The organism is Streptomyces griseomycini, from assembly GCF_014203535.1.
Taxonomy (GTDB): Bacteria; Actinomycetota; Actinomycetes; order Streptomycetales; family Streptomycetaceae; genus Streptomyces; species Streptomyces griseomycini.
On record NZ_JACHJI010000007.1, the window covers coordinates 461,779 to 481,881 of the forward strand.

The 20,103-nt window shown below is 73.3% G+C and carries 16 protein-coding genes and 1 rRNA gene; 11 read left to right on the top strand and 6 right to left on the bottom strand.

The window, feature by feature from the left end; genetic code table 11:
• Nucleotides 1–53: 53 nt before the first annotated feature.
• The gene (locus FHS37_RS22410; protein ID WP_184824041.1) at nucleotides 54–4,172 is read right to left on the bottom strand and encodes a hypothetical protein; all 4,119 of its coding nucleotides are present in this window, start codon (nucleotides 4,170–4,172) and stop codon (nucleotides 54–56) included.
• A gap of 168 nt (nucleotides 4,173–4,340) precedes the next feature.
• Between FHS37_RS22410 and FHS37_RS22415 the strand changes: the two genes are divergently transcribed.
• Nucleotides 4,341–5,903: an FAD-binding oxidoreductase gene (locus FHS37_RS22415; protein WP_184824043.1), complete on the top strand. Its 1,563-nt coding sequence runs from the start codon at nucleotides 4,341–4,343 to the stop codon at nucleotides 5,901–5,903.
• A gap of 67 nt (nucleotides 5,904–5,970) precedes the next feature.
• Here the strand turns inward: FHS37_RS22415 and FHS37_RS22420 are convergent, their stop codons facing one another.
• From FHS37_RS22420 to FHS37_RS22430, 3 genes are all read right to left on the bottom strand, one after another.
• Nucleotides 5,971–6,678: a phosphatase PAP2 family protein gene (locus FHS37_RS22420; RefSeq protein ID WP_184824045.1), complete on the bottom strand. Its 708-nt coding sequence runs from the start codon at nucleotides 6,676–6,678 to the stop codon at nucleotides 5,971–5,973.
• A 213-nt stretch (nucleotides 6,679–6,891) separates the two neighbouring features.
• Nucleotides 6,892–7,839 carry a C40 family peptidase gene (locus FHS37_RS22425; RefSeq protein ID WP_229890058.1) on the bottom strand — a complete coding sequence of 316 codons (948 nt, stop codon included), beginning with the start codon at nucleotides 7,837–7,839 and terminating at the stop codon, nucleotides 6,892–6,894.
• Nucleotides 7,840–8,065: 226 nt separating this feature from the next.
• Nucleotides 8,066–8,980 carry an oxidoreductase gene (locus FHS37_RS22430; RefSeq protein ID WP_184824049.1) on the bottom strand — a complete coding sequence of 305 codons (915 nt, stop codon included), beginning with the start codon at nucleotides 8,978–8,980 and terminating at the stop codon, nucleotides 8,066–8,068.
• A 71-nt stretch (nucleotides 8,981–9,051) separates the two neighbouring features.
• On the opposite strand from FHS37_RS22430, the gene FHS37_RS22435 reads away from it, so the two are divergent.
• From FHS37_RS22435 to FHS37_RS22465, 7 genes are all read left to right on the top strand, one after another.
• On the top strand, nucleotides 9,052–9,657 hold the full coding sequence (locus FHS37_RS22435) for a TetR/AcrR family transcriptional regulator (RefSeq protein ID WP_184824051.1): 606 nt from the start codon (nucleotides 9,052–9,054) through the stop codon (nucleotides 9,655–9,657).
• A gap of 242 nt (nucleotides 9,658–9,899) precedes the next feature.
• Nucleotides 9,900–10,208 carry a DUF8827 family protein gene (locus FHS37_RS22440; protein WP_006136301.1) on the top strand — a complete coding sequence of 103 codons (309 nt, stop codon included), beginning with the start codon at nucleotides 9,900–9,902 and terminating at the stop codon, nucleotides 10,206–10,208.
• 204 nt (nucleotides 10,209–10,412) lie between these two features.
• Nucleotides 10,413–11,243, top strand: a complete 831-nt coding sequence (locus tag FHS37_RS22445) for a DUF8175 domain-containg protein (protein ID WP_184824053.1) — start codon at nucleotides 10,413–10,415, stop codon at nucleotides 11,241–11,243.
• The gene (locus tag FHS37_RS22450; protein WP_184824055.1) at nucleotides 11,233–12,582 is read left to right on the top strand and encodes a hypothetical protein; all 1,350 of its coding nucleotides are present in this window, start codon (nucleotides 11,233–11,235) and stop codon (nucleotides 12,580–12,582) included. The genes FHS37_RS22445 and FHS37_RS22450 overlap by 11 nt, the downstream gene beginning before the upstream one ends.
• A complete protein-coding gene (locus FHS37_RS22455) occupies nucleotides 12,579–14,138 on the top strand; it encodes an SCO6880 family protein (protein ID WP_184824057.1) in 1,560 nt (519 codons plus the stop codon). The genes FHS37_RS22450 and FHS37_RS22455 overlap by 4 nt, the downstream gene beginning before the upstream one ends.
• A 14-nt stretch (nucleotides 14,139–14,152) precedes the next feature.
• Nucleotides 14,153–15,562: an ATP-binding protein gene (locus tag FHS37_RS22460; protein WP_184824059.1), complete on the top strand. Its 1,410-nt coding sequence runs from the start codon at nucleotides 14,153–14,155 to the stop codon at nucleotides 15,560–15,562.
• 47 nt (nucleotides 15,563–15,609) lie between these two features.
• Complete coding sequence (locus tag FHS37_RS22465) at nucleotides 15,610–17,121, top strand: TraM recognition domain-containing protein (protein WP_184824061.1); 1,512 nt, start codon at nucleotides 15,610–15,612, stop codon at nucleotides 17,119–17,121.
• On the opposite strand, the gene FHS37_RS22470 is transcribed toward FHS37_RS22465, so the two are convergent.
• Entirely contained in the window at nucleotides 17,110–17,694 is a 585-nt protein-coding gene (locus FHS37_RS22470; RefSeq protein WP_184824063.1) for a GNAT family N-acetyltransferase, read from the bottom strand. The genes FHS37_RS22465 and FHS37_RS22470 overlap by 12 nt on opposite strands.
• A gap of 94 nt (nucleotides 17,695–17,788) precedes the next feature.
• Between FHS37_RS22470 and FHS37_RS22475 the strand changes: the two genes are divergently transcribed.
• The 3 genes from FHS37_RS22475 to FHS37_RS22485 are packed head-to-tail and all read left to right on the top strand — an operon-like array spanning nucleotide 17,789 to nucleotide 19,952.
• Nucleotides 17,789–18,007: a hypothetical protein gene (locus FHS37_RS22475; protein ID WP_184824064.1), complete on the top strand. Its 219-nt coding sequence runs from the start codon at nucleotides 17,789–17,791 to the stop codon at nucleotides 18,005–18,007.
• A gap of 17 nt (nucleotides 18,008–18,024) precedes the next feature.
• A complete protein-coding gene (locus FHS37_RS22480; protein ID WP_184824130.1) occupies nucleotides 18,025–19,275 on the top strand; it encodes a sensor histidine kinase in 1,251 nt (416 codons plus the stop codon).
• The gene (locus FHS37_RS22485) at nucleotides 19,272–19,952 is read left to right on the top strand and encodes a response regulator (RefSeq protein WP_184824066.1); all 681 of its coding nucleotides are present in this window, start codon (nucleotides 19,272–19,274) and stop codon (nucleotides 19,950–19,952) included. Before FHS37_RS22480 ends, FHS37_RS22485 begins: the two co-directional genes overlap by 4 nt.
• A 63-nt stretch (nucleotides 19,953–20,015) precedes the next feature.
• On the opposite strand, the gene rrf is transcribed toward FHS37_RS22485, so the two are convergent.
• Nucleotides 20,016–20,103, bottom strand: a 5S ribosomal RNA gene (rrf, locus tag FHS37_RS22490); the annotation flags it as partial.

Below are 20,103 nucleotides of genomic sequence, written 5' to 3' on the forward strand. Positions count from 1 at the left end.
CCGCCCCCGCACACGGGTCGCGCCCGGCGGAGGCGTCGGACCCGGAGGAGGCGTCAGGCCCGGCCCTTTCCCCGCGGCCGTGCCGTGCCGTCCGCCCAGGCGCGGGCGAACCGTTCGTGCGCGGGCACGGGGAGGGCCGCCGGTGCGGCGGGAGCGGGGGCGGGCCGGGGTGCCTTCGCGCCGGTCAGTTCCCTGCGGACGGCACGGTGGTGGTCGAGGGTCCAGCCGTTCCAGCGGCGCACCGTGCGGTCGGCCGGGCGGTCCAGGGCGTGCAGTTGGAGGTGGAGGGCCGCCGCGTCACGGCCGACGCCGAGGGCCGCCGCCACCTCGTCCACCAGGTCCGGGACGCTGAAGAGGGGGTTGGCCTCGTACTGGCCCGGCGGGACCGGGGTGGCGAGGGACCGGTCCGCCAGCGCGCGCAGGGCGGTGAGCAGTTCGGCGGGGGCGCCGGTGAGCCGGCCGATCAGGGCACGGGCGCCCCCGGCGGCCGGATCGCCGACCGGCCGCTCGGCGAGCGCCCAGGCGACGGCGGTGGCGGCGGCCCGGATCCCGTCGGCGTCGAGCGGTTCCTCCAGGCGACCGGTGAGCAGGGCGGTGGCCCAACTCCCGGGCAGACCGTGGTCCTCGGCCAGCGCGGCGGCGTGGCTGCCGTCGTCGGCGTACGGGACGGGGGCGAGCAGGTCCGACCACGCGGCGGCCATCCGGTCCACGGCGGCGGTCATGCCGCCGGGGGCCCAGAGGTCGGCGGGATCGGCGGGCACGGCGGCGGCGAGCACCGCGCACCGGCCGGCGGGGCCGAGGTGCCGCCACAGGTCGTCGTACGCGCGCACGGCGTTCCGGTCCGCCTTGTACGGCTTCGCGCGGCACAGCTTGAGGTGCGCGGTGTGGTCGTCGCTGCCCGCGAAGCCGTCGACGACCAGCGCGGCGACCGGTCGCGGCACGCCCGTGCGCCAGCGGAACAGGTCCACCGCCTCCTCGGACACCGGGAGCGGGCCGTGCTCGTCGAGCAGGGCCAGCAGGCGGGGAAGGCGGGCGGTGTCGTCGCCGGTGACGGTGCGGACCTCGTCGTCCTCCGCGCCGGCGGGCGCGGTGTCGGCGGCGCGCTGGAGGAAGAGGGCGAGGTCGTCACGGACCGGGTGGGAGACCACCGTGGCCCCGGACGCCCGGAGTTCGGCGATCCGCTCCTCGGGGGCGTAGCCGGTCCGCCAGCTGCCGCCCGCTTCCGCGAACGGCTGGCGGCTCCAGACGTCGAGCAGCGCGGTGAGGGCCCTGCGCCGGTCGTCCGGGGTGCCCGCGACGACGGCCCGCCAGGCCACGGCGTCGATCCGGCCGACGAGCGCCGTCCAGTCGGGCGCCGGCGCGGGCAGGGCGAGCACCCGGACCTCGTCGTCGACCTCGCCGCGCAGATGACGGCCGTCGGCGGCGACGGAGGTGAGCAGGGCGGGCTGGGGGTGCGGGGACTGCCCGTGGCGCAGGTGCTTTCGGGGCAGCAGGCCCTGCAGCGCCGGGACGAGCAGGGTGTCGCGCACCGGGTCGGGCAGCTCGACGACCGGTCCGGAGCGCATGACGGCCACCCGGTGCGACAGCTCCCGGCGGCGGCGCAGCACGTCGGCGGCGAGCCGTGCGGCACGGGCGACGCCCTGCCGGATCCTCGGCTCGGTCACCCCGGGCAGGCCGGTGTCGCCCCCGGAGCGCAGCAGTGCGCGCACCGCCGCGTCGGTGACCGCGCGCAGCGCACGGGACGAGGACGCGTCGCGCGGGGTGAGGAAGTGCCAGAAGGCGGGCGGGGGGACGGGCCCGGCCTGCTCCCCGAGGGTGGCGCGGACCGGCCCGCGGTCGCGGCTTCCGGCGAAGCCCCGGACCTGCCAGAGCAGCGAGTTGTCCTCGGCGGCGTAACAGCGGACGGTGGGACTGCCGGTGACGACGGCGTCCTCCCCGCCCTCCGGCAGGGCGAGGACGCCCCACGGGCGGCGGCCCCAGGTGCGGGTGCGGTAGGAGGCGGTGCGCCCGTCGACGGTCTCCAGCACGAACTCGCGCGGCGAGTAACCGGAGTACGGGCTGCGGTAGTGGACCCGGCAGCCGGTGAGCCGGCCGTCCTGGCCGAGCGGGGACGGCGGGGCGCCGTGCGGCAGCTCGGCGAGGATGCGGTGGTCGGAGAAGGGCTTCGTCCCCTCCGGGAACGCGTCCGGGAACGCGTCCGGGGAGTGGAAGGCGGGCAGGGTGCCGTCGGCGGTGGGCTCGCCGGTGACCGGGTCCAGGCGGGCCCACCCTCCGCCCCGGTCCTCGCTGAACACCTCCGTGCTCCAGAAGTCCCGCCCGTCGTGCATCTGGTAGTCGCGGTGACCGATGCCGCCGCGGCCGCCGGGACGCAGGACGCCCTCCCCGTCGAACCGGCCGCCGCCGTCCGGCGTCTGGAACTGGTAGCCGAGGCCGCCCTGGATGCTGCCGCCGTAGGGGCGCAGCCCGTAGGTCTGTTCCGGCCGGAACGTGTCGGCGGGGCTGCCGGACCAGTACGCCGTGCAGTGCCCGTCGCCGCCCGTCCCCTCCCAGGCGACGAGGAACTGCCCGCCCACCCAGTGCACCGTGTGCGGGCCGGCGCCGTCCGGCAGTTCCAGGGTGTGCTCGCCGCGCCGGCCCGCGTGGTCGACGGCGAACGCGCGGGTGTCCCCGTACACGGTGAGCACCGGCCAGGTGCAGGTGACGTGCACCGGCTCGTCCGGCCGGAACTCGGCGAGGGCCGCCTCCAGCGCGGGCCAGCCCAGTTCCTCGGGCAGTCCGGCGCGCAGGGCACGGGCCAGCGGGCCGGTGAGGTCCAGGGCGTCGAGGGCCTCCTCGATGCCGTCCAGGGCGACGGCGGTGGGCCGGTCCAGGAGGTCGCGCAGCTCGTCGACGGCCTCGTCGGCGGCGGCGAGCCCGCCGCCCCGCAGCGTGTCGAGCAGCTTCTCGACCCGGCCGTGCACCTCGGCGGCGATCTCCGGATTGTGCGGGAGCCGGCTGATGGCGGTGCCGCCCCGGGGGCGCAGCCCGGCGTGCACGGTGCCCTCCAGCCGCGGCCCGAACACGGGGTCGGCGGCGAGCGCCCTGAGGTCGCGCCGGGAGTCCTCGCCCCAGAACTCCAGGCGGACGGCGGGACCGGGGTCGTGGACGGGGACGCCCTCGGCGAGGCAGGCGTCGAGCAGGTCCGCGTCCAGGTGCGGCCACCGGTAGCGGTCCTCGTGCAGCCGGACCGGGGTGCCGTCCGCCTTCAGCAGCGGGGCGAACCGGGCGACCAGGTCGAAGAGTTCGGCGGGCATCGCCTGGCGCGTCACCCCGCCGCCGGCGACGGTGCGGTGCGAGTGGCGGGACGCGTAGCGGCGCAGCCACTCGCCGAGGCCGCCCTCCGGGACGATCCGGCCGGCCGCGGCGGCGTCGGCGGCGCCGCAGGAGACGAGCAGCCGCAGCCACGCGGCCGCGTCGTTCTTCGACTCGGGGAACAGGTCGAGGAGGGCGGCGGCCCGGTCGTCGGCCGGCGGATGGGCGGCGAGCGGGCCGCGCGCCTCGTCGAACAGCCGGTCCGGGACGGCCTTCCCGCGCGCCGACGCGAGTATCCCGCCCAGCACCCGGGCCTCCTCCTCGACGCCGAGGCCCGCGGCCCGCGCGGAGTCCCGGACCCGGCGGGCCAGATCGGCCGGGAGCTCGCCGGGCGACGCCGCCCAGGCGGTCAGCAGCGCCACGAACTCGCGGTGCGCGTCGCCCGGTTCGAGCACCGTGGCCAACCAGGCCGGAGCGCCGCTGAGTTCGGTGGCGGGGAGCGCGCCGAACCGGGCGAACAGCGCGAGGTTGGCCCGCCGCCAGCCGGGGTCGACGGGCAGTCCGTGGGTGCGTTCGGCGGTGCGGGCCCTCGCGTAGGCGCGGGCGGCGGAGCGCCGGTGCGTCTCCAGCATCCAGTGGCCGACGGTGTCCCAGAACCACGGCAGATGGGCGCCGGGCAGGTCCCGGGCCATGCGCTCCACGTCGTCCATGAACCGTCCGGGCTTCTCCCAGGCGCCCGACCGCCCCCGTCCGGCCCGTGCGAGCAGGGCGCGCGCGTCGGCCTCGGCGCCGGGCCCCTGGGTGCGCGCCCAGTCGACGTACGTCTCGGAGACACGGTGATCGGCCGGGATCGGGACGGGAGTTCCCGTGCTGCTGGTCATGCGGACGAGTCTGGCAGGGGGGACTGACAGGGCGGACCGACGGAGCGGACCGGCAGCGGGCCCCGAGGCCGCGTCCGCCGTCCCCGGTCCGCGGCGGGCCGGGCGTCCCGCACCATGGAACCCGCACGGCCCCACACCCGTCCCGTTCCACGGATCCGGGAGGCCCCCATGGAACGACGCACCTTCATCGCGGGCACGGCGACCGCGGCCCTCACCGCCGCCACGGCCACCGCCTGCACCGGCGAGGACACCGGCCCGCCCCGGCGGACCCCCGCCGCCCGCACCCCTTCCGCTTCCACCCCCACGCGCGCCGCGCCCCCCGCCCCCGCCGACTGGGCCGCCCTCGCCCGCGACCTCGACGGCCCCCTGGTCCGCCCCGGCGACGCCGACTGGCCGACGGCCCACCGCCTCTACAACACCCGCTTCGACGGCCTCAGACCCGCCGCCGTCGCCTACGTCGCCCACGCCGACGACATCCGCACCGCCCTCGCCCACGCCCGCGCCCACGCCGTCCCCGTCGCGATCCGCAACGGCGGCCACTCCTACGCCGGCTGGTCCTCCGGCGACCGCCGCCTGATCGTCGACGTCTCGAAGCTCGGTGCCGTCCGCGCCTCCGCGGGCGCCGCCGTGATCGGTGCCGGCGCCAAGCTCATCGACGTCTACCGCGCCCTCGCAGCGAAGGGCGTGACGGTCCCCGGCGGCTCCTGCCCCACCGTCGGCATCTCCGGCCTCACCCTCGGCGGCGGCCACGGCATGGTCTCCCGCGCCTACGGCCTGACCTGCGACAGTCTCACCGGCGCCACCCTCGTCACCGCCGACGGCCGGCTGCTCACCGCCGACGCGACCGAGCACGAGGACCTCTTCTGGGCCCTGCGCGGCGCCGGCAACGGCACCTTCGGCGTCGTCACGGAGCTGCGCTTCCGGACCCACCCGGCCCCGCGGAGCGTCACCGGGCACCTGACCTGGCCCTGGCCGAAAGCCGCCGCCGTCGTCGCGGCCTGGCAGGAGTGGGGACCGGACCAGCCGGACGAGATCTGGTCGTCGCTCCACCTGGCGAGCGCCCCCGGCGGCACCCCCACCGTCTCCGTCACCGCCTTCTCCCTCGGCACGTACGGCGAGCTGCAGAACGCCGTCGACCGCCTGGCCGACCGCGTCGGCGCCTCCGCGCGCGGCGTCTCGCTCGTGCGCCGCTCGTACGAGGAGTCGATGGAGCTGTACGCCGGCTGCTCGTCCTTCGCCCACGACGCGCAGTGCCACCTCCCGGGGACGACACCGGGCCGCTCCCCGCGAGGCGCCCTGGAGCGCGAGACCTACTCCGCCCGCTCGGACCTCTTCGACCGCTCCCTCGGCGCCGACGGGATCCGGACCCTGCTCGCGCAGCTCGGCACCGTCCGCGGCGGTTCCGGCAGCATCGCGCTCACCGCCCTCGGCGGGGCCGTCAACCGGGTCGCGCCGACGGCCACGGCGTTCGTCCACCGCCGCTCACGCGTGCTGGTCCAGTACCTCGCGTCCTGGAGCGCGGGGGCGTCCGGTTCCGCCGCCGAGGCGTGGCTGGCGTCGGCCCACCGGGCCATGCGCCCCCACGCGTCCGGCGCGGCCTACCAGAACTACCCGGACCCGACCCTGACCGACTGGCGCCGCGCCTACTACGGCGACGCGGCACCGCGCCTGGCCCGGCTGAAGAGGCGGTACGACCCCGACCGGGTCTTCACGTGCCCGCAGGCCCTGTGAGCGGCCGGGTGACGGGCCCCGAAGGAGGGGACGGGTCGAAGGGGTGGAGGAGTGGACGCGGGGCCGCTCAGGCCGCCAAGTCCCGCTCCTCCGCCCCGGGCGCCCCGCGCCGGGTCCCCGGGACCACCGCGTTCCGTTGCGCGTCGTTCCGCCCCCGCGCCGAGATCAGCCACCCGGCCCGCGGCGACCGTTCGATCGCCCGCATGACCGGCGTCAGCAGCGCCATGGCGAGCGGCGACAGCAGCAGCGCGACCGCCGTGCCGAGCGCGAGTCCGCCGACGACGTCCGTCGGGTAGTGCACGCCCATGTAGACGCGGCAGAAGCCCGCGAACAGGGCGAGCACGAGGCCGACGAGCCCGAACTTCCGGTTGGCCAGGAACAGCCCCACCGCGAGCGCCATGGTGAGCGTCGCGTGGTCGCTGACGAAGGAGTAGTCGTTCTTGCCCGCGACGAGGACCTCGAGCCCCTGGTGGTCCTTGAACGGCCGGGGCCGCTCCACGAACCCCCGGATCGGCACGTTCACCAGGACGGCGACGCCGGCCGCGAGCGGGGCCCACACCAGCGCCGCGACGGAGGACGCCGCGTCCTCACCGCCCCGCCGCCGGACACCCCACCAGCACCACAGGATCATCCCCATCACGGCGAACAGCAGTCCGTACTCGCCGACGAACTCCATGATCCGGTCGAACCACGTCGGCGCGGCCTTGGCGAGGCCGTTGATGTCGTAGAGCAGGTCGACGTCGGGGTTCGACCCGGAATCGGCGAGTCCAGCCATGGTGCGCGGCCCCTTCGTCATCTCTCTCCCGGCGCACGCCGTGCACGCCGTCTCTTCCACCCCCGTGGTTCGTAGATCCGCTCGTTCGCTCGGGCTACGACAACAGGAACGCACGGTCTCCGTCGATACGTTCCACACTCCACTGAATGATCACGCAGACGTTATCGAAGAGAGATGCATCGCTGCAGCTCAGGGGGTGGGTTCACGCTCCGCTCACGCCGTCGTGGGGAGCGCTTTCGCGCCATCTTCGGTGACCCGGGTGGCACCAAAGTAGTCAGGCGTGTCGATCGGGTCGAATCGGATCACCGCACCCGGGCGCGGCGCGTCGATCATGTACCCACCGCCGACGTAAATACCCACATGCCGGATGGCCCGCGAATTGGTCGGGTCGTCCGAGAAGAACACCAGATCGCCCGGGAGCAGTTCCTCCCGCTTCGGGTGCGGCCCCGCGTTGTACTGGTCGTTCGCGACACGCGGCAGCGTGATCCCCACGCTCTCGTACGCCGCCTTGGTCAGACCCGAGCAGTCGAAGCGTCCGCCCTGCTCAGCGGTGCCGTTGCCGCCCCAGAGGTAGGGCGTGCCGAGCTTCTTCTGCGCGTAGGCGATGGCGCCGGCGGCCTGCCGGGAGGGGTCGACGCGGCCGACCGGTGCGGCGAAGCTCTTCTCCAGCGCGGTGATCCGCTTGACGTAGTTCCGCGTCTCCTCGTACGGCGGCACGCCCCGGTACTTGATCACCGCGTAGGCCCCGGCGTTGTACGAGGCCAGCATGTTTTCGGTCAGATTCCCGGGGACGTCCTTCACGTAGGACGCGAGCGTGCAGTCGTACTGCGCCGCCGACGGGATCGCGTCCTCCGGGTCCCACACGTCGCGGTCCCCGTCCCCGTCCCCGTCGATCCCGTGCGTGGCCCAGGTCCCGGGGATGAACTGCGCGATGCCCTGCGCCGCCGCGTGGCTCTGCGCCCTCGGGTTGAACCCGCTCTCCTGGTAGAGCTGGGCGGCGAGCAGCGCCGGGTTGATGGCCGGGCAGAGGTTGCCCCACTTCTGCACGAGCGCCTGGTACGCGGCCGGCACGGTCCCCTTGGCGAGCGTCTTCGCCGCCCCGCCGCCGACCCCGTTGACGAGGTTCCCGGCGACGACGTAGACGCCGACGACGAGCAGCATGACGAAGGCGAGCGCGGAGCTGACGGCGAGGCCCGTCGCGATCCAGAACTTACGCACCGTCAACCGCCTCTCACCGTCCGGGAGTCCGCCGCCGCACGTCAGTGTAGAGGCGGCGTCCGCCGTCCGGTGTGATCACGTGACGGGAGTGACGGCCGGTCGCGTCGGCCCGGTGCGGGCCGCTGCCGTCCGGGAGCCGGACGGCAGCCCCTGCTCCACCGGGCGGCGCTCAGGAGTCCGCCCCCACGGCCAGCGGGAACCGCACGCCCGTCAGTTCCTCCGACACCCCCCACAGCCGCCGCGCCGCGTGCGGGTCGCTCGCCGCCCGGGAGCGACCGACCAGGGTCGGCACCCCGCGGGCCTCCGCGAACCCGTCCGGACCGACGTAGCTCGCCCCGGGGAGGTCCTGCGTCACGGCGTAGAGCGTCGGCAGCGCACCGGCCCTGTCGTCCTGCGCGAGGAACCTGTTGGTGACCTTCAGGACGCCACGCACCACCGGGTTAGCCGTGTGGCTCTGGAGGTTGGTCGCGGCGTACCCGGGGTGGGCCGCGAGCGCGCGGACCGGGGAACCGGCCTCCGACAGGCGCCGCTGGAGTTCCAGGGTGAACAGGAGGTTCGCCAGCTTGGACTGGGCGTAGGCGCGCTGCGGGGTGTAGCGGGCGGTCAGGTCCAGGTCGTCGAACTCGATGGTGGCGCCGCCCCAGCGGTGGGCGCTGGAGGACAGGGTCACGACGCGGTCGGTGACGTGCGGCAGCAGCAGGTTGGTGAGGGCGAAGTGGCCCAGGTGGTTGGTCCCGAACTGCATCTCGAAGCCGTCCTCGGTGCGCCGCCTCGGCAGCATCATCACGCCGGCGTTGTTGACGAGGGCGTACAGCGGGTCGCTCCAGCCGGCGGCGAACTCCCGCACCGAGGCGAGGTCGGCCAGGTCCAGACGCCGCACCTCGGTGCTGCCGGACAGGCCCGCGGCGGCGGCCCTCCCCCGCTCCGGGTCGCGTACCGCCAGGACGACATGCGCCCCCGCCCGCGCGAGCGCGTCCGCGGTGGTGCGGCCGATGCCGCTGTTGGCCCCGGTGACGACGACGGTCCGGCCGGTGAGGTCGGGCAGGTGCGTGGCGGTCCATGCGTGCTTGCTCTTCTCAGCCATGAACCGAAAGTAGACGCCGCCAACAATGCTGTCAATGACAACAAAGCTGGCGCCGCCAACATCGGGATACGATGAGACCCATGCCCGAGAGCCGCCCCTACCACCACGGAGACCTGCGCTCCGCCCTCCTCGCCGGCGCCGAGCGCACCCTGCGGGAGAAGGGGGTCGGCGCCCTGTCGCTGCGCGAGCTGGCCCGCGAGGCCGGAGTGAGCCACGCCGCCCCCGGCCGCCACTTCAAGGACAAGCAGGCCCTGCTCGACGCCCTCGCCCTGAGCGGTTACGACCGCCTGGCCCGGGCCCTGGACTCCGCCGACGACCCCGCCCTCCCCCTCCAGCCCCGCCTCACCGCGCTGGCCCGCGCCTACCTCGGCTTCGCGGCCGACCACGCGGAACTGCTGGAGCTGATGTACGCCCGCAAGCACGACCCGGAATCCGCCGAGCTGATGGCCGACGGCGTCGAGCGCACGGTGGGCCTGATCGGCCGGGTCGTCGCCGAGGCACAGGCGCGGGGCGAGATCGTCGAGGGCGACCCCGAGCACCTGACGATCGCCATAGGCGCCGTGCTCCACGGCCTCGCCACCTTCACGGCCGGCGACAAGTCGGCCGCCTACGCGTCCCAGCACGGCGGCGTGGAGGAGTTGGTCCACCTCCTGCTGCACGGACTCAAACCGCGCTGAACACCCACCTCGTTGCCCGGCGTTACTCCGCGTGATACACAGAGTGACGATACGACTCTTCACCCACCGGAGCGCGCCCCTGCCGGAGTCCGGCGTGCGCCGGTGGCAAGCTATTCGTACGAAACCCGCCAACGGATGACGCCAAGTCGACATACGACAGCGACAATGTCGGTGAGAATGAGGCCTGACCTCTGCACTCCCGCAGGGGATGCGGAACTACCCATACAGGGGCGGTGACTTACATGCTCTTTGCGGCCGACGAGGGAGACATCAACACCATTATCGGCGGGATCGCTCCGGACTGGGGCCCCTTCGGCAGCCTGGGCAACGAGGCCAAGGTGATGATCGAGGTGGTCATGGCGGTCGCCATCCTGATCTGCCTGGGCATCGCCATCTGGGGGGCGGCCAAACAGCGCATCGGCGCCACCGCGTTGAGGGACACGTTCAGTGCCGAACAGGGCAAGGGCCTCATCATCGCGGGACTGACGGGCGTCTTCATCATCGGATCGCTCGGCACGCTGTTCACCATCGTGTACGGCATGGCCGTGTAGGCCCGCCCACCCCATCGGTCCCGACCGGGCACGCCCGGCTCCTCCTCCATCCCACCCGCCCGTCGTGCCCACCGACTGAGGTTGCGTTTCCCTGATGTCCAGTCACCACACCGCGCCCGCGCGGGAACCAGCACGGCTACCGTCGTACGTGGAGTACACGGAGCACGAGGTGTTTCCGCACGACGCTGAGGGGGCGTACGCGGCATGAGTCTCGGAGACGAGCACGAGACCTCCGGTGGGTACGGCGGCACGGGCCAGACCCGCACCCGCCTGCCGGAAAGGAGCGGCGACCCGTACGGCCACACGCGCAGAGGCGGCCGTTCGTCGTCGCGCAGCCTGGTCACGGTCGTCGGCGTGGTGGTCCTCCTCATCGCCGCGATCGCCTTCGCGAACCGCGGCGGAGACGATTCCCCCTCCTCGGACGACTCCGGCGACTCCCCCAAGGCGGCGGCGACGGCCCCTTCGGGGAAGAAGCCGGTGGCCTCGAAGTCGGCGGGGATCCCCTCGGGCTTCACCCATGACCGCCAGGGGGCGGAGAGCGCGGCGGCGAACTACGCGGTGGTGCTCGGCTCCGCCGAGATGTTCGACAAGGCCCGGCGTGACGCCATACTGCAGGCGATCATCGTCCCCGCCCGTGTCACGGACTTCGAGGTGACGCTGGACAAGGCGTACACGCCGGAGTTCAACAAGAACGTGGGCCTGAACGAGGACGGCACCACGCCGAAGGGCTTCACGTTCGTCTCACGCACGAACCCGATCGGTACCAAGGTCACCGAGTCGTCCGCCGACACCGCGACGGTCGAGGTCTGGTGCAGTGGCCTCCTGGGCCTCGCGGGCGAAAGTTCCACCAACCCAGTCACCAACAGCTGGTTCACCATCACCATGCAGCTCGAGTGGACCGACGACGACTGGAAGATCGTGACCCATTCCCAGAAGGATGGCCCAGCGCCGGTTCCCGGCGATCAGCGGGCTTCCAGCGCCGACGAGATGGCAAAGGCCGTCGAGGAGTATGGAGGGTTCACGTATGCCCGCTAACCGCCGCCTACTCGGACTGACCGGCGTCGTCGCGGCCGTACAGGCGACAGCCGTCCTCTCCGCTACGCATGCCGTCGCTGCGCCCACGCCGACGCCGACGCCTACGCCGACGCCGACGGAGAGCAACGACCCCTGCGACCTGATCCACGGCCCCGCCAAGGACTACTGCGAACGAGGCGAAGGCAGCGGAAGCCGTGAAGGAACCAGCGGCACCCTCAACGACCCCTCCACCACCCTCGACCCCCTCGCCTCCCTGGCGAAGGGCTGCGCCGACGCCGCCTCCTGGACCGTCGAGAAGCTCAGCGCCGCCGTGCAGGAGACCGCGGAAGTCGACTTCACCAACGACACGTTCCTCAAGCAGTACGCCGTCGTCTTCGCCGCGTCGACGATCCTCACCCTCCTCCTCTGGCTGCTCGCGGTCGCCAAGCGGGCGGTGCGGGGCGTCCCCTTCACCACCGCCCTCTCCGAGGCCATCGGCTTCCTCTGGCTGACCGTGCTCGCCTCGGCCTTCACCCCGCTGATCCTCTACACCGTCGTCTCGGCCACCGACGGCGTCACCGACGTCCTCGCGAAGGCGACCGGCGACCAGACGGACACCTTCTTCGGCACCTTCTCCGCCGCCCTCGAGAAGGGCGAGGACATCGGCGGCGGCCCGATCATGCTGATCGTCGTCTCCCTGGTCTCCATCCTCGCCGCCGGCGTCCTCTGGCTGGAGCTGGTCATCCGCGCCGCCCTGCTCTACGTCGGCGCCCTCCTCGGCACCGTCGTCTACGCGGGCCTCGTCGACAAGAACCTGTGGGGCCACGTCCGCCGCTGGGCGGGCATCATGATCGCGGTGATCCTCGTGAAGCCGGTCATCGTGATCGTGCTCGGCCTCGCCGGGGCCCTGTCCGCCGACGACGGACCGGACGCCTTCTCCGCCGTCGTCTCCGGACTGGCGATCATCCTGCTCGCCATCTTCGCCTCCGCCATGATCTACCGCTTCGTCCCCGGTTTCGGCGACGAGATCGCCGGATCCCGCAACAACCGCATCATGCAGGGCGCCGAGGGCAAGGCCGCCGCGGTCATCAGCTCCCCGGCGACCCTGGTCGCGCAGGGCATCAAGACCCACAGCAGCCGGACCGACCACAACGGCGGCGGAGGCGTCCAGTCCTCCGGCCCGCGCCCCTCCAACCCCGCCTCCGGCGGAGTCGCCGCGCACAGCTCGCGCACGTCCGGCGGCGGATCCGTCCCCTCCGCCGCACCCGCACCCCGCTCGAGCAGCAGCCCGGTGAACACACCCCACGCCAGCAGCACCCGCAACAGCAGTACCAACCGCACGGGAGGTGAAGGGCGTTGACGACCGAGTCCCACCTGTCCCATCCGGTCACGCCCCGCCGTACGTATCTGATCGGCCGCGCCCGGCCGAACGCGATCGTCGGCCGCAATCGCGAGACCGGAGAGATCGCACTGATCGTCGTGGGCGCGTTCCTCGGCATGATGTGCGGACTCCTCGTCCCCGTCCTGACCGTGCGGATCGTGCTCCTCGTCGGCCTGCCGATGCTGGCGCTGGCCGCGGTGTACGTGCCCTACAGGGGCCGCACCTTCTACAAGTGGTTCGAGATCAACCGCAGCTACAAGCGCACCGTGCGCCGGGGCACCACCTACCGCTCCGGTGCCGCCGAGGCCGGCACCCGGCTGGACGGACGCGAGGTGGAGATCGGGCCGCCGCCCGGCATCGGACGGATCACCTGGCTCTCCGCGCCCTTCGGGCCGGACGAGATCGCCGTCCTGCTGCACGCGGACCGCAAGACCGTCACCGCCGCCATCGAGATCGAGGGCCCCGGCGTCGGCCTGCGCGACTCCGAGGACCAGGAGGCCCTCGTCGACCGCTTCGGCACCCTGCTCAAGCACGTCGCCAACGGCGACGGCTTCGTCACCCGCCTCCAGATGCTCGCCCGCACCCTGCCCGCCGACCCCGACGCCCACGCCAAGGACGTCGCCGTGCGCGGCGACGACCGGGCGCCGGCGTGGCTGCAGCAGTCGTACGACCAGCTGCAGTCGATGGTGTCGACCAGCAGCGAGCAGCACCGCGCGTACCTCGTCGCCTGCATGCACTACACGCGGGAGCTGGCCTCCGAGGCCAACGCCATGGCGCGGGCCATGCGCGGCCAGGGCGGCGGCAAGGTGGACCGCGACGCCGGGCTCGCCGTCGTCATGGCCCGCGAGCTGACCGACATCTGCTCCCGGCTCCAGGAGGCCGACATCCGCGTGCGGCAGCCGCTCGGCCAGAGCAGGCTGTCCTCGCTGATCCACTCCATGTACGACCCGGACCACCCGATCGACCACATCCAGGCGATGAGCAAGCGCAACGCCTGGCCGGCCGAGCTGGACGCCATGGAGCCGACCTACCTCCAGGCCAAGACCCGCGAGTCCACGACCCGCGCCCCGTGGTGCCACGCCACCGCCTGGATCAAGGAGTGGCCGATGACCCCGGTGGGCGTCAACTTCCTGGCCCCGCTCCTCGTCCACACCCCGGACGTCATCCGCACGGTCGCCGTCACGATGGACCTCGAACCCACCGAGATCGCCATCGAACGCATGCTGACCGAGAAGACCAACGACGCGGCGGAGGCGTCCCGCGCCGCCAAGATGAACCGCACCGTCGACCCGCGCGACATCGCCGCCCACAGCCGCCTCGACCAGCGCGGCGAGGACCTCGCCAGCGGCGCGGCCGGCGTCAACCTGGTCGGCTACATCACCGTCTCCTCCCGCTCCCCCGAGGCCCTGGCCCGCGACAAGCGGACCATACGGGCCTCGGCCGGCAAGTCGTACCTGAAACTGGAGTGGTGCGACCGCGAGCACCACCGGGCCTTCGTGAACACACTCCCGTTCGCCACCGGCATTCGAAGGTAGGGGCTGAGCTCAAGATGCGGGATCCGCTGTCCGTCGTCACCGACGCCTTCACGTCCTTCCTCTTCGGGAAGGTCGAGACGACCCGGCTGCCGGTGCGCACGTCCACGGGCCAGGCACAGGCGGTCTACCTGCCGACCGCCGCGCCCGGCCTCGGCGACTCCGGCGTCATCATCGGCCGCGAGGTCTACTCCGGCAAGGGCTACATCTACGACCCCTTCCAGCTCTACGGCCAGCAGCTCCCCGCCCCCCACTGGCTGGTCCTCGGGGAGTCGGGAAACGGCAAGTCGGCCCTGGAGAAGACGTACGTCCTGCGCCAGCTGCGCTTCCGCGACCGCCAGGTCGTCGTCCTGGACGCGCAGGGCGAGGACGGCGTCGGCGAGTGGAACCTCATCGCGCAGGAACTGGGGATCACCCCCATCCGGCTGGACCCGATGGCCGCCCTGGACCACGGCATCCGGCTCAACCCGCTCGACCCGTCGATCACGACGACCGGGCAGCTGGCCCTGCTGCGGACCATCATCGAGGTCGCGATGGGCCACGGCCTGGACGAGCGCTCCGGCTTCGCGCTCAAGGTCGCCCACGCCTACGTCAACGAGACCATCGTCGAACGCCAGCCGGTCCTCTCCGACATCGTCGAGCAACTGCGCCACCCCGAACCGGAGTCGGCGGAGGCGATGAACGTCGCCATAGACGACGTACGGGCCTGGGGCCTGGACGTCGCCCTCGTCCTGGACCGCCTGGTCGACGGTGACCTGCGCGGCATGTTCGACGGCCCCACGACCGTCGGCATCGACCTGGACGCGCCGCTGATCGTCTTCGACCTGTCCCACATCGACCGCAACTCCATCGCCATGCCGATCCTGATGGCGATCGTCGGCGTGTGGCTGGAGCACACCTGGATCCGCCCCGACCGGAAGAAGCGCATCTTCCTGGTCGAGGAGGCCTGGCACATCATCAACAGCCCGTTCGTCGCCCAGCTGTTCCAGCGCCTGCTGAAGTTCGGCCGTCGGCTCGGCCTGTCCTTCGTCGCGGTCGTCCACCACCTGTCCGACGTGGTGGACGGAGCGGCCGCGAAGGAGGCGGCGGCCATCCTGAAGATGGCCTCGACCCGCACCATCTACGCCCAGAAGGCGGACGAGGCGAGGGCGACCGGCCGGGTCCTGGGCCTGCCCCGCTGGGCCGTGGAGATCATCCCGACCCTCACCCCCGGCATCGCCGTCTGGGACGTCAACGGCAACGTCCAGGTGGTCAAACACCTGGTCACCGAGACCGAACGCCCGCTGGTCTTCACCGACCGCGCGATGACCGAGTCCTCCGCCGACCTGTCCGACGACGCCCTGCGCGCCGCCGAACGGGAGGCGGAGGAGCGCGCGGCGGCCTTCGTGGAACAGCACGTCGGGGACTCCGAGTCGACGGTGGCGTAGGGACGGCACAGGGGTGGCACGGGGATGAGGGAGTACGGGGAGGACGCGTGAGACCGGACGATCACCGCGGGCACGACCGGACCGGCCAGGGCGGCATCCCGGACGGGCTGCTGATCGGCCTCATCGCGTTCCTCCTCGGCATGACCCTGCTGGTGTGGACGGCCACGGGCCTCGCCGGTCTCTTCGCCCACGGCTCCTGGCCGTCCGGCGTCACCTTCGCCCGCACCCCCCTGGCCATGCGCCACCTCGTCGCCGAACCGCACGACCTCCCCGCCGCCTGGCCCGGGACGCCGGCGGCCGACCTCTCGGGCTACGGCCTGTTCTGGGGCCTGTTCATCAGCCAGCTGATGCTGCTGACCGTCCTGGCCGTGTTCGTCATGGGCACGCTGGCCCGCTGGAGGGCGGTACGCGCCCGACGCCGCGCGGAGCGGACACCGGCACCGGCACCGGACCGGACAGCGGCGGCAGCCGCACCGCCGGAACCGGCGCCGTCCTCGGCACCGGCACAGCACGAGGTGCCCCTGCCGAGGACGGCACCGGAACCGGAGTCCCGGCAGACGACGGCACCGCGCACAGCGGCACCCGCCTTCCTGTCCGCGGGGGAACCGGTGGGCGGGTGGGAGACGAACCGCGCCGAAGGCTCGGTGCAGTACGGCCCCCCGGACGCCCGCCGCACCACCGCGACCCGAGCCGTACGGGACGCGGCGGGCCCCGCCCTCGTCCTCACCTCGAACCCCACGCTCTGGCACGACACCAAGGACGCCCGGGCCAAGCTGGGCCCCGTCCACCTCTACGACCCCACCCACCTCTGCGACACCCCGGCCCGCCTCCACTGGTCCCCCACCACGGGCTGCGAGGAGAGACACACCGCCGCCGCACGCGCGGCGGCGCTCCTCGCCCCCGTCCGCCCCACCTCACGCCTCGACCAGGCCGTCGGCGACACCGCCGAACTCCTCCTGCGGAGCTATCTGCACGCCGCCGCCGTCGACGGCCGCACCGTCCGCCACGTCCACCGCTGGGCCCAGGGCACCCAGGTCCAGGACGCCGTACGCGTCCTGCGCACCCACCCCAAGGCCGCACCCGGCGCCGCGGGCGAACTCGAAGCGGCCCTCACCGCCCACCCCGAGCGCCGGGACATGGCCCAGCAGCTGACCACCCGCGCGCTGTCCGCCCTGTCCACGGTCAACGTCCGCGAGGCCTGCACTCCCAACCGAACCGATGCCCTCGCCTTGGATTCCTTCATCCAAGAAGGGGGAACGCTTTACGTAGTGGGCGAATCCATCGAGGACCCTCGCACCAGCCCGGGTGCGATGCCCCTGCTGACGGCCCTCGCCTCGCACGTGGTCGAGCACGGCCGGCGCATGGCCGAACGGTCATCCTCCGGTCGGCTCGACCCACCACTCACCCTCGTCCTGGACGACGTCGCGGCCGTGGCTCCGCTTCCCCGGCTCCCGGAGCTGCTGGCCACCGGGGCGGACCGGGGCATGCCGACCCTGGCCCTGCTCCGGTCCCGCGAACAGGGCCGCGCCCGCTGGCCGCACGACGAACTACCGGTCTGACCGCGGGCGCTCGACGACCATCTCCAGCTCGTGCTCGTCCGGCTTCCCCGCCAACGGCACGGTCACCCCGCTCTCCACGAACCCCGCCTTGCGGTAGAAACCCAGCGCCCGCGCGTTCTGCGGATGCACGATGAGCCGCACCCGCTCCACCCCGCGCCCCCACGCCCACTCCAGCGCGGCGTCGAACAACGCCCCGGTCAGTCCGCTCCCCCGGTGCCCGGGCGCCACGTACACCCCGACGAGGTGCCCCTGCCGCCGCTCGACGGGGAACCCGGCCCAGTCCGTCGCCCCGGCCTCCTCGATCAGCACGGCGACCGTGCCCACCCAGGTCCCGTCCGCCGCCTCGGCGACGAACTGCCGCACCCCGCTCGCGTCCCCCGCGCTCTCCGCGCCCCTCGCCGTCCGCTCCTGCCAATAGGAGTCGGGCCGTCCCGCCGCGTCCTCGTAACTCTCCAGGAACGCGAGGTGCGCCACCGGATCCCGCAACGCCGTCAGCCGCAACTCCTTGGCGGCGGGCCACTCCTCGGCACGCACCGGCCTGATCGCATAGTCCTCACGGGGTGTGCTCCTCATGCCGGCCACCGTAGTACCGGGGTACCACGGCCCTCACCCCGAATACCGCCCGCGGTCCGACGCCGGCCGCCCCCGCACGGACGAGCATCGAAGCATGATCACGGCCCAGGAACCCACCAGGCGCTGCGGCGGACGGACCGCCGTCGGCGGCCGCTCCCACGCCGCCCGCCCGCACCTGCGCGTCCTCGCCCGCTCCCACGGCGTCCCGAAGAGCCGGATCGAGCAGGTGCCGGGGCTCACCGGGCTGGTGGAGGTGGCCGGCCGCGGGGTCGCGGCCGCCGCCGCGACCTCCCTCGGGCGCCGGGACGCATGACACCCCCGCCCCGCATCATGGAGCCCGTGACGGAGGAGACGGAAGAACGACGGGCGGATCCCCTCACCGAGCACGTCCAGCGCATCAGCCGGCGGGTACGCGCCTTCGACCGGCGCCACCCGCTGCTGTGGGACCTGCAGTGCGCCGGCTTCTGGGTGACGGCCGCCCTCGTCGACTACGCCGGCGGAGGCTGGCGCACCACCGCCCCCAACCTCGACGTCCCCGGCTGGCTCGTCCTCACCCTGAGCCTCGGCCTGTCGGTCCCCCTGTTCTGGCGCCGCACCCACCCCGGCACCGTCCTCCTCGCCATGGCCCCGTTCGCCCTGGCCAACGCGTGGACCGGCGCCCTCCTCCAGGCGGCCCTGCTCCAACTGCTCGTCGTCTTCCACATCGCGCTGCGCCTCCCGCTGCGCGCCCTGTGGTGGGCGACGGCCCTCACGACCGCCCCGGTCCTCGTCTCGGTCGCCCGGTACGGCGAGGGCGAGTGGAACCAGCAGGTCGGCTCCCACCTGACGTCCATCGTCGTGGCAGTGCTCATCGGCATCACGGTCCGCTCCCGGCATGACCACACCGCGGCCCTGGAGGACCGCGCCCGCCGCCTCGAGATCGAACGCGACCAGCAGGCCCAACTGGCGGCCGCCGCCGAACGCGCCCGCATCGCCCGCGAGATGCACGACATCATCGGCCACAACCTCTCCGTCATCACGGGCCTGGCCGACGGCGGCAAGTACGCGGCCGCCAAGTCCCCGGAACGCGCCGCCCAGGCCCTGGACGCCATCGCCACCACCAGCCGCCAGGCCCTCGACGAACTGCGCCGCCTCCTCGACGTCCTCCGGGACGACGGGACGACCCACCCCGCCGAGCTGACCCCTCAGCCCGCCCTCACCGACCTCGACCAGCTCCTCGACGGCGTCCGCACCGCGGGCCTCCCCGTCCACACCACGGTCGAGGGCCGGCCCTCCCTTCCCGCGGGCCGCCAGCTCACCGTCTACCGCGTCATCCAGGAAGCCCTCACCAACACCCTCAAGCACGCCGGCCCGAACGCCACCGCCGAGATCGCCCTCTCCTACGGCGACAAGGGCGCCGTCACGGTCACCGTCACCGACACGGGCGACCCCGGGGCGGCCGCCCCGGCCGACGGCCGCGGCCTTCCGGGAATGCGCGAGCGAACCGCCCTGTACGGCGGCACACTTGAGGCCGGCCCACGCCCCCACCCCGAACGGGGCTGGCGCGTCCACCTGCACCTCCCGGAGGAAAGCCCGCAGTGACCACCGTCCTCATCGCCGACGACCAGCCGCTCCAGCGCTTCGGCTTCCGCATGCTGCTGGAGAGCCAGGACGACATGACGGTCCTGGGCGAGGCGGCGAACGGCGCCGAAGCGGTCCGCATGACGGCCGAACTGCACCCCGACGTGGTCCTGATGGACATCCGCATGCCCGGCCTCGACGGCATCGAGGCCACCCGCCGCATCGTCGCCACGGGCGACCGCACCCGCGTCCTGATCCTCACGACCTTCGACCTCGACGAGTACGCCTACGCCGGCCTGCGCGCGGGCGCCTCCGGCTTCCTCATCAAGGACGCCCAGCCGGAGGAACTCCTCTCCGGCATCCGCTCCGTGGCCACGGGAGACGCGGTCGTCGCCCCGAGCCTGACCCGCCGGCTCCTCGACGCCTACGCCCACCGCCTCCCGACGACCACCCCGGCCCCCGCCAGGTCCGGCACCCCTCTCCCCGACCCCCGCCTGGCCTCCCTCACCGACCGCGAACGCGAGATCCTCACGGTCATCGGCAAGGGCTGGACCAACACGGAGATCGCCACCCGCCTCCACCTCGCGGAGTCGACGGTGAAGACCCATGTGGGCCGCATCCTCGCCAAGACGGGCTCCCGGGACAGGATCCAGGCAGTGATCCTGGCCTACGACACGAGACTGGTCGAGCCGTCCTGAATCCCGCCCTGAAACGCAGAAGACCCCCGCACCGTACGGTGCGGGGGTCTTCCCTCAAGAATTGTTCGGCGGCGTCCTACTCTCCCACAGGGTCCCCCCTGCAGTACCATCGGCGCTGTAAGGCTTAGCTTCCGGGTTCGGAATGTAACCG